This is a genomic window from Lelliottia sp. 7254-16 (genome assembly GCF_002922995.1).
Lineage (GTDB): Bacteria > Pseudomonadota > Gammaproteobacteria > Enterobacterales > Enterobacteriaceae > Enterobacter > Enterobacter jeotgali.
This window is the reverse complement of the sequence record NZ_PQVS01000002.1, coordinates 34,159-48,756: the sequence shown is the minus strand read 5'-3', so window position 1 is coordinate 48,756 and position 14,598 is coordinate 34,159. Positions and strand designations below refer to the sequence as shown.

Genomic DNA, 14,598 nt, shown 5'->3' with positions numbered 1-14,598 from the left:
CGCGATGATACGTCAGGATTCCACTTCTGAAGAAATAGCGGTTATAGTGGCATAATCAGGCACAGGCAGGAGCCGAGCCACTACCCTACGGAACAACAAGACAACGGGAGAAGTTCATGACCTGGGAATATGCGCTAATTGGTTTAGTCGTCGGTATCGCCATCGGTGCCGTGGCCATGCGTTTTGGAAATCGCAAATTGCGTCAGCAACAGTCGCTGCAGTATGAGCTGGAAAAAAACAAAGCGGAGCTGGAAGAGTACCGTGAAGAGCTGGTCAGCCACTTTGCCCGAAGCGCTGAACTGCTGGACAACATGGCGACCGATTACCGCCAGCTGTATCAGCACATGGCCAAAAGCTCCAGCAGCCTGCTGCCGGAATTGAGTGGCGACACCAACCCGTTCCGCAACCGTCTGGCGGAGTCTGAAGCCAGTAACGATCAGGCCCCCGTACAAATGCCGCGTGATTACTCCGACGGCGCATCTGGCCTGCTGCGCGGTGGCGCAAAACGCGATTAATCGCACATCTGCAATATATTTCACGGGCGCAAACATTGCGCCCGTCCTTTCTTTCCCTTCCCAGCTATTATTTAATCAATTACCTCATTGTTCAGTGGTTTAAAATTCAATAACATCAAACTGTTTTTGGGCCATTTTTCCTTTACTCCAGGCAACGAGAGCCAGCATCAATGAAGAAAAAAAACCAGCTGTTAAGCGCGTTAGCGTTAAGTGTCGGGTTATCTTTGACGGCGTCCTGGCCTGCGGCCGCTGCGCTTCCTTCGCAGGTGCCTGGTGCGGCGGCAATTCCAAGCCTGGCGCCTATGCTTGAAAAAGTGCTGCCTGCGGTAGTGAGTGTGAAGGTGGAAGGCACAGCGGCACAAAGCCAGCGCGTGCCCGAAGAGCTTAAAAAGTATTTTGGTGAGGAAGGTCCGGATCAGCAGGCACAACCGTTTGAAGGCCTCGGCTCCGGCGTGGTGATTGACGCGGCAAAAGGCTACGTTTTAACCAACAACCATGTCATCAGCCAGGCCGATAAAATCAGCGTTCAGATGAACGATGGTCGTGAATTTGACGCCAAATTAATTGGCGGCGACGACCAGAGTGATATCGCGCTGCTGCAAATTCAAAACCCGAGCAATCTGACGCAAATTGTGATCGCAGATTCCGACAAACTGCGCGTCGGCGATTTCGCCGTGGCCGTCGGCAACCCGTTTGGTTTAGGCCAAACAGCGACCTCAGGAATTGTGTCGGCACTGGGGCGCAGCGGCCTGAATCTCGAAGGGCTGGAAAACTTTATCCAGACCGATGCCTCTATTAACCGTGGCAACTCCGGCGGTGCATTGTTGAACCTTAACGGTGAGCTGATCGGGATTAACACCGCGATCCTCGCCCCTGGCGGCGGCAGTATCGGTATCGGGTTTGCTATCCCAAGTAATATGGCCAAAACGCTGGCACAGCAGCTGATTGAATCCGGCGAAGTGAAACGCGGTTTACTGGGCATCAAAGGCCTGGAGATGAGCGCTGATATCGCTAAAGCGTTCAACCTCAACGTTCAACGCGGGGCTTTTGTCAGCGAAGTTTTGGCAAATTCCGGCTCAGCAAAAGCGGGCGTGAAATCGGGTGATGTGATTGTCAGCCTGAACGGTAAGCCGCTCAGCAGCTTTGCCGAACTGCGCTCACGCATTGCCACCACGGAACCGGGGACCAAAGTGAAACTCGGTCTGCTGCGCGATGGCAAACCGTTGGACGTCGAAGTGACGCTGGATAAAAGCACGTCATCATCGGCCAGCGCCGAGCTGATTGCCCCTGCACTTCAAGGTGCGGCACTGAGCGACGGACAGCTGAAAGACGGCACTAAAGGTATCACCATTGAGAGCGTCGAAAAGAGCAGCCCGGCCGCGCAGGCAGGTTTGCATCAGGACGACGTGATTATCGGCGTGAACCGCAACCGCGTGCAATCGATCGCAGAAATGCGCAAAGTGCTTGAAAGCAAACCGACGGTCATCGCTTTGCAAATCGTCCGTGGCAGCGACACGCTCTACATCTTGTTACGCTAGCATTGACCTCCGGACATCACCGCTGCATGTGATGTCCGGATAAGTCATGTTATGCTGCAACCGTTCCTAAATTAACGACGCCCGCATCATGTTTCTTAAGCTATTTCGTTCGATCGCCATCGGTTTAGTCGTTGGCGGATTGTTACTGGCTGCAATGCCCTCTTTACGACAGTTCAATAAGCTGGCGGCGCCGCAGTTCGACAGTACCGATGAGACGCCGGTGAGTTACAACCAGGCCGTTCGCCGTGCTGCGCCTGCCGTAGTGAACGTTTATAACCGTGGCCTCAACAGCTCGGCGAATAATCAGCTGGAGATCCGCACGCTCGGATCCGGCGTGATAATGGACGAGCGCGGCTACATCATTACCAACAAGCATGTGATCAACGACGCCGATCAGATAATTGTTGCCCTGCAGGATGGACGTGTCTTTGAAGCGCTTCTGGTCGGTTCCGATAGCCTGACCGATCTGGCAGTGCTCAAAATCACGGCCACCGGCGGCCTGCCGGTGATTCCTATTAACCGTAAACGCACGCCGCATATCGGCGATGTGGTGATGGCCATCGGTAACCCGTATAACCTGGGGCAAACCATCACTCAGGGGATCATCAGCGCCACCGGTCGTATCGGCCTGAATCCATCAGGGCGACAGAACTTCCTGCAAACGGATGCTTCCATTAACCACGGGAACTCCGGCGGTGCGCTGGTGAATTCGCTGGGCGAACTGATGGGTATCAACACCCTGTCGTTTGATAAAAGTAACGACGGCGAAACGCCGGAAGGTATCGGCTTTGCGATACCCTTCCAGTTGGCCAACAAAATTATGGACAAGCTGATCCGCGACGGTCGCGTGATCCGTGGTTATATCGGGATTGGTGGGCGTGAAATTGCGCCACTGCATACGCAGGGTGGCGGAATCGATCAGATTCAGGGCATCGTCGTCAATGAAGTTACGCCAGGCGGTCCGGCAGCGGCGGCGGGCCTTCAGGTGAATGATGTGATCGTTTCGGTGAATAGCACACCAGCGGTGTCCGCCCTGGAAACGATGGATCAGGTCGCGGAAATTCGTCCTGGGTCGATCATACCGGTGGAAGTCATGCGTAATGATAAGAAGCTGACGATTCAGGTCACTATTCAGGAATACCCGGCGACCAACTAAACCGCATAAAAAAACCGGAGTCATTATGGCTCCGGTTTTTTATCGCCTGGCATTCGCTTACTTGTTAACGAACTCTTCGCCCAGGGTGATATCTTTCTTCAGCGTATCGAGCATGCCTTCCATCGCTTGTTGTTCAAACGCGCTCAGCTTGCCGATTGACTGACGTTCTTCAACGCCGTTTTTGCCCAGCAGCAGCGGCTGTGAGAAGAAGCGGGCGTGTTCGCCGTCACCTTCCACATACGCACATTCTACTACGCCTTTCTCGCCTTGCAGCGCACGAACCAGAGACAGACCGAAACGTGCCGCAGCCTGACCCATAGACAGAGTCGCAGAACCGCCACCCGCCTTCGCTTCCACCACTTCGGTGCCCGCGTTCTGGATGCGTTTAGTCAGATCAGCTACTTCCTGCTCGGAGAAGCTCACGCCAGGGATCTGCGACAGCAGCGGCAGAATAGTCACACCAGAGTGACCACCAATAACCGGCACTTCGATGTCAGATGGCAGTTTGCCTTTCAGTTCAGCAACAAAGGTGTTGGAACGGATGATGTCCAGCGTGGTCACGCCAAACAGTTTGTTCTTATCATACACGCCCGCTTTCTTCAGCACTTCTGCAGCGATAGCCACAGTGGTGTTGACCGGGTTAGTGATGATACCGATACAGGCTTTCGGGCAGGTTTCTGCGATCTGCTGCACCAGGTTCTTCACGATACCGGCGTTGACGTTGAACAGATCGGAACGGTCCATGCCAGGCTTACGGGCAACGCCCGCGGAGATCAGCACCACATCTGCGCCTTCAAGCGCTGGACGAGCGTTTTCACCGGAGAAGCCTTTGATTTTCACAGCTGTTGGGATGTGGCTCAGGTCAACCGCGACACCAGGGGTGACCGGAGCAATATCATACAGGGAGAGTTCTGAGCCTGAAGGCAGTTGGGTTTTCAGTAGTAGGGCAAGCGCCTGGCCGATACCACCAGCAGCGCCGAGGACTGCAACTTTCATCCTAAACTCCTTATTATGGTTAACTTTAATATCTGTTACTCCGTTGCGGCGACAGTAATTCAGCAGGTAAATAATTACAATTTTCGTAGCTAAAGAATTTGAGGTCACGCGCCTTTCGCCTCTACCACTATGCTTCCAGTAAATAGCGGCAACGAAGTAGCCAATCAAGACGGTGGTTACAATACACCCTCACTCGCCAGCAAAACAACATCATTTTGATAACATTTAATTTACTTTTAAGGTTATTTACGCGCCGTGACCCAGGCATGTTTTCTGATAACGAAATTTGATAAAATCACTCCCTTTCATAACATTAATTCAGCCTAACTCCGGGCAGATAATTTGCATAAAAATTCATTTACATGCATAATAATGGTGTTTCTTTCGTCATATTCCGGGTGACTTATGCGTAGCTCGTCAAAACAAGAAGAATTAGTGAAGGCGTTTAAAGCGCTGCTCAAAGAAGAGAAATTCAGTTCTCAGGGAGAGATTGTCCTGGCCTTACAGGAACAAGGTTTCGAGAACATTAATCAGTCGAAAGTCTCCCGTATGTTAACCAAATTTGGTGCGGTACGTACCCGCAATGCCAAAATGGAAATGGTCTACTGCCTGCCAGCCGAACTGGGCGTACCGACCACCTCCAGCCCTCTGAAGAATCTGGTGCTGGATATTGATTTCAACGACGCAGTGGTCGTTATCCATACCAGCCCTGGCGCCGCGCAGCTAATTGCCCGCCTGCTGGACTCTCTGGGTAAAGCGGAAGGTATCCTCGGTACCATTGCAGGTGATGACACCATCTTTACGACCCCGGCGAATGGTTTCTCCGTTAAAGATCTCTACGAAGCTATCCTGACGCTGTTCGAGCAAGAGCTGTAAACACCTACCCACCCTGCCGCTGAGGCGGCGGGGAATCGTCTCCCTCCGCTTCGCTCACTTCCCTAATCTGTTGCCGTTACTTTTGCAAATAGTGCTTTTCTCTGCCTCTTTTCATTCATCCAGTGAATCATAAATCAACAAATCGCACAAAAAATCAAAGTTTCATATCCATATGATTTTTTTAGATATACCGGCATTATGTGACGAAAAAACGACCGATTTTATGCAATTTGGTTATAAAAACGTGACTGGTTAACACGTAATTACCCATGAAACAATTAGCGTGGTATTAATTTTTGGCGTGACTAGTGTATACTTGATTTTGTGATGAGGGTCACGAAACGAAAGACCCCAATAAAATCGACGAGGTAAAGAATCATGAAAATCAAAACTACTGTTGCAGCCCTGAGCGTCCTGTCAGTCCTGTCATTCGGAGCATTTGCTGCCGATTCTATTAACGCTGACCAGGCACAATCCCGTCAGGCAATCGGCACCATTTCTGTCGGTGCAATCGGTACATCTCCGATGGACATGCACGAGATGCTGAACAAAAAAGCTGAAGAACAAGGTGCGTCTTCTTATCGCATCGTCGAAGCGCGTTCTGGCGACCATTGGCACGCAACGGCTGAGCTGTACAAATAAGTTATATCGAGTGTAGTAACGACATTATCCATTCAACGGCACCAGGCATAAAAATAGCGGTATAACCCTTCTCGCCGTTGAGGAAACACATTTTAGGAGTACGACTATGAACACTAAATTAATCATCGCAACCCTTGGCTTAGCTTCCGTTCTCTCTTTCGGTGCCAGCGCAGCTGTTCATCAGGTGAATTCAGAGCAAGCGCAAAATCTGCAATCAATGGGTAGCATCTCCGTTTCTTCAGTAGCAGGCTCTCCGATGGATATCCGTCAGGAATTAGCCGCTAAAGCTGAAAAAGCAGGCGCCAGCAGCTATCGTGTCACCGAGTTGAACGAAGGTGACCACTGGCATGCAACGGCTGAACTGTACAAATAAACCCTCGTCGTATCTCATCATACGACTTGCCCCTGACACCTTGTCAGGGGCTTTTTTATTTTGCCTGTCAGTGACGAGCATTAAAACGTAATTGCCCTTCCAGCTCTTCTTCCGCCTCATCAAACAGCAGAATCAGCGCGCCAAAACGTCGGCGCAGCTTATCCGGTAAATGGATAAACTCTATTTCAAGCGGCATGGGCAAAACGTCGCCAATGACCACATCCCAAAGGGAATCCAGGTCCGTGACCCTTCCCCGTTCTAAGCCGAAAGCACGACAAAATTCGCGATAAAAGTCTTCCTGACTGTCGATTTCATCAAAATCAAAAGTAGTGATATTCATTGCCCGCCACCCCGTCCAGACAGGCGGCTTACGCCGCCCTGACGATGATTATAATCCCCCGATATGCAGGGTTTTCACTTCCAGAAATTCCTCCAGTCCTAACACCGAGCCTTCTCGACCCAGGCCCGACTCTTTCACCCCGCCGAACGGGCCGAGTTCAGTCGATACCGCACATTCGTTAATCCCGATCATTCCGCTCTCAATGGCCTGCGAAACGCGGAAAACGCGCGACAGATTTTGCGTATAGAAATAGGCGGCCAGGCCATACGGCGTGTTGTTGGCTCGCTGGATGACCTCCTCTTCAGACGTAAAGCGGAAGCAAGCAGCAACCGGGCCAAAGGTCTCTTCCTCGGCCAGCTTCATCCCTTCGTGGCAATCCCCCAGCACGGTCGGCAGCCAGAAGTTGCCGCCAAGCGAATGCGGTTTACCGCCCGCCAGTACCGTAGCACCTTTCGCCACCGCATCTTCCACGTGCTCTCGCACTTTATCGACGGCGGCACGTTCAATCAGCGGGCCAACGACCACGCCCTCATCCTGACCGTTGCCCACTTTCAGCGCGTTCACCGCCTCGGCAAGTTTTGCCACAAAGGTGTCATAGACGGATTCCTGAATGAAGAAGCGGTTCACGCTGACGCACACCTGTCCGGCATTGCGAAATTTATTGGCGATGGCCCCTTTCACGGCAGCATCTATATCGGCATCTTCAAAGACGATATAAGGTGCATTACCCCCGAGCTCCATTGACACTTTTTTCATGGTTTCTGCGGCGTTACGCACCAGCGTTTTGCCGACGGCGGTAGAGCCGGTAAACGAAATTTTGCGCACCTCGTGGCTGGCCATGATCGCATCGCTGATCTCATGAGTATTCCCGGCGACGGCATTGAGAACCCCGTCTGGAACGCCTGCTTTTTTTGCCAGCGTTAGCAGAGCAAAGGCACTGAGCGGCGTGTTGTTGGCGGGTTTGATCACGCCAGTACAACCTGCGGCCAGCGCCGGGCCAAGTTTTCGCGTCAGCATCGCCATCGGGAAATTCCACGGTGTGATAGCCGCGACAACACCGATAGGTTCACGTGTCGCCAGGATGCGCGAGCCAGGTTTGATCGGGGGAATGATTTCGCCGTTAGCGCGTTTCGCCTGCTCAGCAAACCATTGAATGAAGCTGGCGGCGTACTCGACTTCCCCTTCTGCCTCTTTCAGCGGTTTGCCTTGTTCGGTGGTCATCAGCCGTCCAAGCCAGCTTTTATTCTCAATAATCAGTTCGTACCAGCGATAAAGGATCGTTGAACGCTCTTTTGCTGTTTTCGCTCGCCATGCGGGGAAGGCGCGGCTCGCTGCGGCGATAGCCTCTTCCGTCTCTTTTTTACCTGCTTTTGCGACTTTGGCGACGACATCGCCCGTTGCCGGGTTGAGCACATCAAAGGTGGTATCCAGCGTTTTCCATATGCCGTCTACCAGATATCCGGTTTGAAAAAGCGCATTGTCCTGGAGTGCCTGGGTGGTCATGTGTCCTCCTGATCTGGGTTTAAGAGCCTGCCAGATTAAGTATAGCCACAAAAAAACCGACGCTTTTGGCGTCGGTTTGTGCGGGAGTTTGCCGGGTGGCGCTGCGCTTACCCGGTCTACAGGTTCTGCTCCACCTTTAGCTGTCGGTGAGCGCGTTCTGATACCGATGGAGCACATCTGTCAGACGCCGTACCGGCTCCGTCACCTGCGGCGGTGCTTCCCATACCTGCAGTTTCTCCTGATAGATGTTCAGCTCTTCCAGCAGTTGGGCGAAATAGCGGCGACGCTTATCGTCGCTCGACGCAGAAATCACATGATCCGCCGTGCGACGAAGCTGACGGTGAAACGCCGACAGATCGTCGTTGATCGGTACAGGCGCATTACGCAGACGCTGGTGCGCGATGATCATCGTCAGCGCCAGGCGGAACTTGCCGATATCGTCAGGGAATTTGGTCAGCAGTAAAAACAGCTGCTGATACAGCGCGGGCAGATGATTCTCTTTCCGACGCGCGGTGTTGGTCGTCATCGCGGAAACAGCTGCCGAGACAAATTGATTCAGCAGCACACGTCCGGTTCGCGCCTGCGAATTGTCGCGCACCAGCAGAATCACCATCATCGCCAGGAAACAGCCCACCAGCTGGCCTAACGCGCTGTCGAGAAACTGACTGAAGTGGAAAGTCATCGGGTTATCCAGCACCAGAATATTAATGGTACTGGCCAGCGCACCCAGCGATCCCAGACGGCGTTTCTGCACTTCGATACCAATAAAGAACGCCAGTACCGCCAGGCTGATACACAACAGCAGCATGCTTTGCTGTGTTGATGGGATCACCACCAGAAAATAGAACGCGCCGAGGGGCAACGCGGCAAGGGTGCCGTAAAGGAAATCGATGGCCACCATGCGCGGATTGGGCAAGCGCATCGCCAGCGAGGTCACTACCGCAATCATGACCATCGCGCCACTGCCTGAGGTCCAGCCCGTCCACAGCCAGAACAGCGTGCCGAGCATACAGGCCAGCGTAGTGCGCCAGAAGTTAACCATTGCATGATGACGCTCTGCTGACTCGGCCTTGATAACCACTTCGCTACGCAGGACTTCTTCTTCGGTTGCGCTGATTTTGGTATTGCTGATCACCCCACGTTTAAGCAACAAGTAGCGCGTCGCCGCTCCGACCCAGCTATAAAGGGTGACGGGCGTTTCGCGCTCACCCGTCCAGGCAATCACCCGGCGCATTCTCTTCAGCTGTTTATGGACATCCTGCACCGTTTCAACCGGTTCCTCGAACAGCTCACGAAACGTCTCAGTTATCGCTTCCGGGCGTGTGTTCTGAATAAGATAGGTTTCGCACGCCTGGGTAATCAGCGTTAACGATACCGTATTGAGCGCTTTTAAACGCCGGTTAGCGCGCGCCCAACGGGAGGATTCCATATTCAGGTTACTGCGCATTCCTTCCAGCGCAGTGCTGCGGCGAACCAAAGCGCCCCAGGCTTTATCCACCTCGTCACTGTCGCCGTGTTTAATGCATAGCTGCATCAGTTGATACTGGGCAACAATCAGTGCATCCAGCTCTCGATCGACCTCTTGCTTGATGGATCGCGGCGAGAAAAGTAGATCGGCGACAATCGCACACACGATCCCGATGACAATTTCGCTACACCGCTCCAGCGCGAACTGCGGGGCAAGCAAAGGTTCAGTCTGGATGGTGATGACAATGATCAGCGCGGTATACCCGGACAACCCCCAGGCGTAGGAGTTTTCCACTTTGACAAGGGAAGAGATCCAGGTACAAAAACCCGCCCAGATACAGCACACCATCAGCATCATCAGCGGGGAGCGAATCATGGTGATGATGATCGTCAGCGCCGCGATACAGCCGATAAAGGTCCCGACAATACGCAGCATACCGCGATAGCGGATAGCACCAGAATAAGGTTCGCCGCCTGCCGCGAAAGCGGGGCCCGCCGCAACAATCGCTGCCGTCAGTACCGCCCAACGCGGTGTTTCCAGCTGGAAGTGGAAACCGACAAACAGTGCCAGCACGATGGCGCACGCCAGCTTAACGGCGAAGCGTACATGCTGGCTGGCGATGGTAAAAATACCCATCACAATCAACCAATCTCACGCAGACGATGCGCGATTTTGCGGAACAGAGAATCGTTGTTGGCATCGCGGTCTTTTTCACCCGTGATCACCACCGTCGCGGTCGTACCGGCCGGCCACAGATTACCCTGCTCTTCATCCAGACGAATGCGCACCGGCACGCGTTGCGCCAGACGAACCCACTCAAGATTAGAATCGACCGTTGCCATCCCTTTGCTATCACGCGTCGCGCTGGAGTTGGTGACGCCAGCGGCGACACTATCCACCGTGCCTTTGAGCACGCGGTTGCTGCCGAGCGGCGTGATTTCAGCGCGGTAGCCTGGACGCACGCCTTCGAGTTTGGTCTCTTCCATATAGGCAAGAATGTAGAAAGAGTGCTGTTTCACCAGCGCCACGGCGGTCGAGCCGCGGGTGATAAATTCCCCGGTGTAGACGTTGAGGTTAGTCACCCAGCCGTCAGAGGGCGCACGGATCACTGTGCGTTCCAGATCCAGTTTCGCCAGATCACGCGTGGCTTCTGCTTTTGACTGCTGATGGAGCACGGTTTGCAGCACGTTATTGGACTGGTCAATCTCTTCACGCGACATAGCCTGAACGCCAAGCTGATTGCGTCGTCCAGCTTCACGGCGTTTTTCCGTGGCAAGTGCGCGGTAATAAGCGACGTCTGCTTCAGCTTCTTCGAGGGCTTTTTGGTAGCGCGGCTGATCAATGGTGAAAAGCACCTGATCTTTCTTCACCAGCTGGTTATCACGCACATTAACCGCAGTGATAAGCCCGGCGACATCCGGTGCGATCGCCACGACGTCAGCGCTGAAACGCGCATCGCGCGTCCACGGCGACTCGGTATAAAACACCCAGGCGCGGAAAATAGCGATGAACGCCAGGACTACCAACGCCACGGTAATGGCGGTACGGGAGATATTTCTTGTTAGTGTTTTCACATCTACCTCAGACAAACATGCGCGATATTAAGTAAAACAGGCAGCAATACAGCGCGGTATTAAACAGTGCAGGGTGCCAGACAAAGTCGTAGATACCGGTCGGGACCAGCACCTTGCGCACCAGCCAGAAAATCGCCAGTGATAAAATTAGTTCGAAGAAAATCGGTGGGAACGACAGACCGAACACCACGATAACGGGAAACAGACTCATGTTGACCTTGATTTGAGAGCGAGCAGGCGACAGTTTTTTGTTTAGCTCACACCATCGCTGAAGGGCAAGAAAAGCCGGGCGGGAATGGTGAAGCTGTTATGTCAGTAATAATATATTAACGTAACTGTTATGCTGTTATCTATAATATGTGATCTAAATCACTTTTAAGCCAGAGTGAACAATGGAACGTTTAAAGCGCATGTCTGTGTTTGCCAAAGTCGTCGAATTTGGCTCCTTTACCGCCGCTGCCCGCCAGCTGCAAATGAGTGTTTCCTCCATCAGCCAGACGGTGTCAAAACTGGAAGATGAGCTGCAGGTCAAACTGCTGAACCGCAGCACCCGCAGCATTGGGCTGACGGAGGCAGGCAAAATTTATTACCAGGGCTGTCGTCGGATGCTGCACGAAGTCCAGGACGTGCATGAACAACTCTACGCATTCAATAACACGCCTATCGGCACGCTGCGGATCGGGTGTTCTTCAACTATGGCACAAAATGTCCTCGCCAGTATGACGGCAGAAATGCTCAAAGAGTATCCAGGACTGGCGGTCAATTTAGTCACCGGCATCCCCGCACCGGACCTGATCGCCGACGGACTGGATGTGGTGATCCGCGTCGGCGCGTTACAGGACTCCAGCCTGTTTTCGCGCCGTCTGGGCAGTATGCCGATGGTGGTCTGCGCCTCAAAAAATTATCTGGCGCAGTTTGGCGTGCCGGAAAAACCCGCCGATCTGAGCAATCATTCATGGCTGGAATACAGCGTGCGCCCGGACAACGAGTTTGAGCTGATCGCCCCGGAAGGGCTTTCCACAAAATTGCTGCCGCAAGGGCGATTTGTGACTAACGATCCGATGACCATTTCCCGCTGGCTGGTTGCTGGTGCGGGCATTGCCTACGTACCGCTGATGTGGGTGATCAATGAGATCAACAGCGGCGAGCTGGAGATCCTGTTCCCACGCTATCAGTCCGACCCGCGCCCGGTGTATGCCCTGTATACTGAAAAGGACAAACTGCCGCTCAAGGTTCAGGTGTGCATTAATTATCTGACAGATTATTTTGTCGAAGTGGCGGAGTTGTATCAGGGAATGCGAGGCAGAAGGAAAGAATAATTAAGATATTTCACTCAATTCTATTAATAATGGCGAATTGACACCTTCGCCATTTGCCATTTATCGTATTTGGGTATCAGGAGTTATTTATTTGTTAAAAATATACTTTATAAAAATAATGTTACTCAGGAATTATTTAAACAAGGAATAAAAATGAATCTGTTTGAACAAACACCGCCTTCACGCAGGCGCTATGGGCTTGCCGCGTTCATTGGGCTGATCGCCGGAATCGTCTCGGCCTTTGTCAAATGGGGCGCAGAGGTCCCACTTCCTCCACGCAGTCCAACCGATTTATTCAGCGCTGCATGTGGACCAGAACAATTAATCAGAGCAGCCAGCCAAATTGATTGCTCGCGTAATTTCCTCAATCCTCCCTATGTATTCCTGCGTGACTGGCTGGGCGTCGTCGATCCAAATGCAGCGGTTTATTCATTTGCTGGGCATGTATTTAACTGGGTTGGCGTAACACATATTATTTTCTCCATCGTGTTCGCTGTAGGCTATTGCGTTGTGGCAGAAGTCTTCCCGAAAATAAAACTCTGGCAGGGGTTATTCGCTGGGGCATTAGCGCAGATTTTTGTCCATATGATTTCATTCCCGCTGATGGGGCTGACACCGCCGCTGTTTACTCTGCCCTGGTACGAACACGTTTCCGAGATTGTGGGACACCTGGTCTGGTTCTGGTCGATCGAAATTATTCGTCGTGATTTACGCAACCGCATCACGCGTGAGCCCGATCCTGAGATACCGCTGAACAGCGTCCGATAAGCGTCACATAAAAAAATGGCGCGCCTTATTGAGGCGCGCCATTTTTTTCAGGATTGTTCAGGTCAGGCCGTACCGCCGACGGTCAGATTGTCCACTTTCAGCGTCGGCTGACCGACGCCAACCGGCAGACTCTGGCCCTCTTTACCGCAGACGCCCACGCCTTTATCCAGCTTCAGATCGTTGCCGACCATCGAAATCTGCTGCATCGCTTCGATACCGGAACCAATCAGCGTGGCACCTTTCACCGCTTTGGTGACTTTGCCTTTCTCAATCAGATAGGCCTCTGACGTTGAGAAGACAAACTTGCCGGAGGTGATATCCACCTGACCGCCGCCGAAGTTTGGCGCGAAGATACCGTAATCCACCGATTCGATAATCTCCTGCGGCGTGGACTTACCCGCCAGCATATAGGTGTTGGTCATGCGCGGCATCGGCAGATGCGCGTAGGATTCACGACGGCCGTTACCGGTTGGCGCGACGCCCATCAGACGCGCGTTGAGTTTGTCCTGCATGTAACCTTTCAGGATGCCGTTTTCGATCAGCACGTTGTACTGTCCTGGCGTCCCTTCATCGTCGATGGAGATTGAACCTCGACGATCGGTCATGGTGCCATCATCCACAACGGTACACAGCTCAGAGGCCACCAGTTCGCCCATCTGACCACTGAATACAGAGGTGCCGCGACGGTTAAAATCGCCTTCCAGACCGTGACCGACCGCTTCGTGCAGCAGCACGCCAGGCCAGCCCGCGCCAAGGACGACCGGCAGCGTACCGGCGGGTGCTGCTACCGCATTGAGATTGACCATCGCCATACGCACAGCTTCTTTCGCCCAGGCATCCGCACGCACTTCACCGTCTTCGTCGGCCAGGAACCAGTCATAGCCGAAACGACCGCCGCCACCGCTGGAGCCGCGCTCGCGTTTACCGTCGTCTTCCACCTGCACGCTCACAGACAGACGAACCAGCGGGCGCACATCCGCCGCCAGAGTACCGTCAGTAGCGGCAACCAGAATGAGTTCATACACACCGCTGAGGCTGGCAGAAACTTCCTGCACGCGTTTATCCGCAGCACGCGCCACTTTGTCTACGCGGCGCAAGATATCCAGCTTCTCTTCGCGGCTCATGCTTTGCAGCGGATCGATGCTGGTATACAGCGCCGTGTGCTGCACTTCGCCCAGCGTTTTCACGCGGCCATCGCCCGTTTCACGTACGATGGTGCGTGCCGCCTGGGCGCTTTGCTCAAGCGCGGTCAGGCTAATTTGATCGGCATAGGCAAAACCGGTTTTCTCACCGCTCACGGCGCGAACGCCAACGCCCTGATCGATGTTATAGGAGCCATCTTTAATGATGCTGTCTTCTAAAACCCAGGATTCGTGGTAGCTCGACTGGAAGTAGAGATCGCCGTAATCGAGGCGGCGCTCGGTCAGTTGGGCGAGAATGGAAAACAGGTCCTGATGACTCAGGCCGTTCGCTGCGAGCAAATGTTCACTTACCAGGTTCAGACTCATCGTTTTTGCTACTCGTTCGTTG

The 14,598-nt window shown here is 53.2% G+C and carries 15 protein-coding genes; 8 read left to right on the top strand and 7 right to left on the bottom strand.

Features of this window, described 5'->3' with window-relative positions; all coding sequences use genetic code 11:
• Positions 1–116 precede the first annotated feature (116 nt).
• The 3 genes from zapG to degS all read left to right on the top strand — a co-directional run bounded on the left by zapG (position 117) and on the right by degS (position 3,209).
• Entirely contained in the window at positions 117–515 is a 399-nt protein-coding gene (zapG, locus tag C3708_RS03005; protein WP_095283611.1) for a Z-ring associated protein ZapG, read from the top strand.
• A gap of 170 nt (positions 516–685) precedes the next feature.
• Entirely contained in the window at positions 686–2,053 is a 1,368-nt protein-coding gene (degQ, locus tag C3708_RS03000) for a serine endoprotease DegQ (protein ID WP_095283612.1), read from the top strand.
• A gap of 88 nt (positions 2,054–2,141) precedes the next feature.
• Complete coding sequence (gene degS / locus C3708_RS02995; RefSeq protein ID WP_103948828.1) at positions 2,142–3,209, top strand: outer membrane-stress sensor serine endopeptidase DegS; 1,068 nt, start codon at positions 2,142–2,144, stop codon at positions 3,207–3,209.
• Between the two features lie 57 nt (positions 3,210–3,266).
• Here the strand turns inward: degS and mdh are convergent, their stop codons facing one another.
• Positions 3,267–4,205 carry a malate dehydrogenase gene (gene mdh, locus C3708_RS02990; RefSeq protein WP_095283614.1) on the bottom strand — a complete coding sequence of 313 codons (939 nt, stop codon included), beginning with the start codon at positions 4,203–4,205 and terminating at the stop codon, positions 3,267–3,269.
• Between the two features lie 405 nt (positions 4,206–4,610).
• Between mdh and argR the strand changes: the two genes are divergently transcribed.
• The 3 genes from argR to yhcN-B all read left to right on the top strand — a co-directional run bounded on the left by argR (position 4,611) and on the right by yhcN-B (position 6,096).
• A complete protein-coding gene (gene argR / locus C3708_RS02985; RefSeq protein ID WP_095283615.1) occupies positions 4,611–5,081 on the top strand; it encodes a transcriptional regulator ArgR in 471 nt (156 codons plus the stop codon).
• 378 nt (positions 5,082–5,459) lie between these two features.
• Positions 5,460–5,723, top strand: coding sequence for a peroxide/acid stress response protein YhcN (gene yhcN, locus C3708_RS02980; protein ID WP_095283616.1), 264 nt, complete (start codon positions 5,460–5,462; stop codon positions 5,721–5,723).
• A 106-nt stretch (positions 5,724–5,829) separates the two neighbouring features.
• The gene (gene yhcN-B / locus C3708_RS02975; RefSeq protein WP_095283617.1) at positions 5,830–6,096 is read left to right on the top strand and encodes a DUF1471 family stress response protein YhcN-B; all 267 of its coding nucleotides are present in this window, start codon (positions 5,830–5,832) and stop codon (positions 6,094–6,096) included.
• 67 nt (positions 6,097–6,163) lie between these two features.
• Here the strand turns inward: yhcN-B and C3708_RS02970 are convergent, their stop codons facing one another.
• The 5 genes from C3708_RS02970 to aaeX all read right to left on the bottom strand — a co-directional run bounded on the left by C3708_RS02970 (position 6,164) and on the right by aaeX (position 11,192).
• The gene (locus tag C3708_RS02970; protein ID WP_095283618.1) at positions 6,164–6,436 is read right to left on the bottom strand and encodes a barstar family protein; all 273 of its coding nucleotides are present in this window, start codon (positions 6,434–6,436) and stop codon (positions 6,164–6,166) included.
• Positions 6,437–6,484: 48 nt separating this feature from the next.
• The gene (locus C3708_RS02965) at positions 6,485–7,939 is read right to left on the bottom strand and encodes an NAD-dependent succinate-semialdehyde dehydrogenase (protein WP_095283619.1); all 1,455 of its coding nucleotides are present in this window, start codon (positions 7,937–7,939) and stop codon (positions 6,485–6,487) included.
• Between the two features lie 136 nt (positions 7,940–8,075).
• Positions 8,076–10,043, bottom strand: coding sequence for a p-hydroxybenzoic acid efflux pump subunit AaeB (gene aaeB / locus C3708_RS02960; RefSeq protein WP_095284396.1), 1,968 nt, complete (start codon positions 10,041–10,043; stop codon positions 8,076–8,078).
• A 5-nt stretch (positions 10,044–10,048) separates the two neighbouring features.
• The gene (gene aaeA / locus C3708_RS02955; RefSeq protein ID WP_095283620.1) at positions 10,049–10,981 is read right to left on the bottom strand and encodes a p-hydroxybenzoic acid efflux pump subunit AaeA; all 933 of its coding nucleotides are present in this window, start codon (positions 10,979–10,981) and stop codon (positions 10,049–10,051) included.
• 7 nt (positions 10,982–10,988) lie between these two features.
• On the bottom strand, positions 10,989–11,192 hold the full coding sequence (gene aaeX / locus C3708_RS02950; protein ID WP_095283621.1) for a p-hydroxybenzoic acid efflux pump operon protein AaeX: 204 nt from the start codon (positions 11,190–11,192) through the stop codon (positions 10,989–10,991).
• A 181-nt stretch (positions 11,193–11,373) separates the two neighbouring features.
• Between aaeX and aaeR the strand changes: the two genes are divergently transcribed.
• Both aaeR and C3708_RS02940 read left to right on the top strand, forming a co-directional pair.
• A complete protein-coding gene (aaeR, locus tag C3708_RS02945) occupies positions 11,374–12,300 on the top strand; it encodes an HTH-type transcriptional activator AaeR (RefSeq protein WP_095283622.1) in 927 nt (308 codons plus the stop codon).
• Positions 12,301–12,453: 153 nt separating this feature from the next.
• Positions 12,454–13,068, top strand: coding sequence for a YagU family protein (locus C3708_RS02940; RefSeq protein ID WP_103947061.1), 615 nt, complete (start codon positions 12,454–12,456; stop codon positions 13,066–13,068).
• Between the two features lie 62 nt (positions 13,069–13,130).
• On the opposite strand, the gene tldD is transcribed toward C3708_RS02940, so the two are convergent.
• Positions 13,131–14,576 carry a metalloprotease TldD gene (gene tldD, locus C3708_RS02935; protein WP_095283624.1) on the bottom strand — a complete coding sequence of 482 codons (1,446 nt, stop codon included), beginning with the start codon at positions 14,574–14,576 and terminating at the stop codon, positions 13,131–13,133.
• Positions 14,577–14,598 lie beyond the last annotated feature (22 nt).

Coding starts and splice junctions, on each gene's coding strand:
- zapG (WP_095283611.1), top strand. CDS start 117: ATGACCTGGGAATATGCGCTAATTGGTTTAGTCGTCGGTATCGCCATC.
- degQ (WP_095283612.1), top strand. CDS start 686: ATGAAGAAAAAAAACCAGCTGTTAAGCGCGTTAGCGTTAAGTGTCGGG.
- degS (WP_103948828.1), top strand. CDS start 2,142: ATGTTTCTTAAGCTATTTCGTTCGATCGCCATCGGTTTAGTCGTTGGC.
- mdh (WP_095283614.1), bottom strand. CDS start 4,205: ATGAAAGTTGCAGTCCTCGGCGCTGCTGGTGGTATCGGCCAGGCGCTT.
- argR (WP_095283615.1), top strand. CDS start 4,611: ATGCGTAGCTCGTCAAAACAAGAAGAATTAGTGAAGGCGTTTAAAGCG.
- yhcN (WP_095283616.1), top strand. CDS start 5,460: ATGAAAATCAAAACTACTGTTGCAGCCCTGAGCGTCCTGTCAGTCCTG.
- yhcN-B (WP_095283617.1), top strand. CDS start 5,830: ATGAACACTAAATTAATCATCGCAACCCTTGGCTTAGCTTCCGTTCTC.
- C3708_RS02970 (WP_095283618.1), bottom strand. CDS start 6,436: ATGAATATCACTACTTTTGATTTTGATGAAATCGACAGTCAGGAAGAC.
- C3708_RS02965 (WP_095283619.1), bottom strand. CDS start 7,939: ATGACCACCCAGGCACTCCAGGACAATGCGCTTTTTCAAACCGGATAT.
- aaeB (WP_095284396.1), bottom strand. CDS start 10,043: ATGGGTATTTTTACCATCGCCAGCCAGCATGTACGCTTCGCCGTTAAG.
- aaeX (WP_095283621.1), bottom strand. CDS start 11,192: ATGAGTCTGTTTCCCGTTATCGTGGTGTTCGGTCTGTCGTTCCCACCG.
- aaeR (WP_095283622.1), top strand. CDS start 11,374: ATGGAACGTTTAAAGCGCATGTCTGTGTTTGCCAAAGTCGTCGAATTT.
- C3708_RS02940 (WP_103947061.1), top strand. CDS start 12,454: ATGAATCTGTTTGAACAAACACCGCCTTCACGCAGGCGCTATGGGCTT.
- tldD (WP_095283624.1), bottom strand. CDS start 14,576: ATGAGTCTGAACCTGGTAAGTGAACATTTGCTCGCAGCGAACGGCCTG.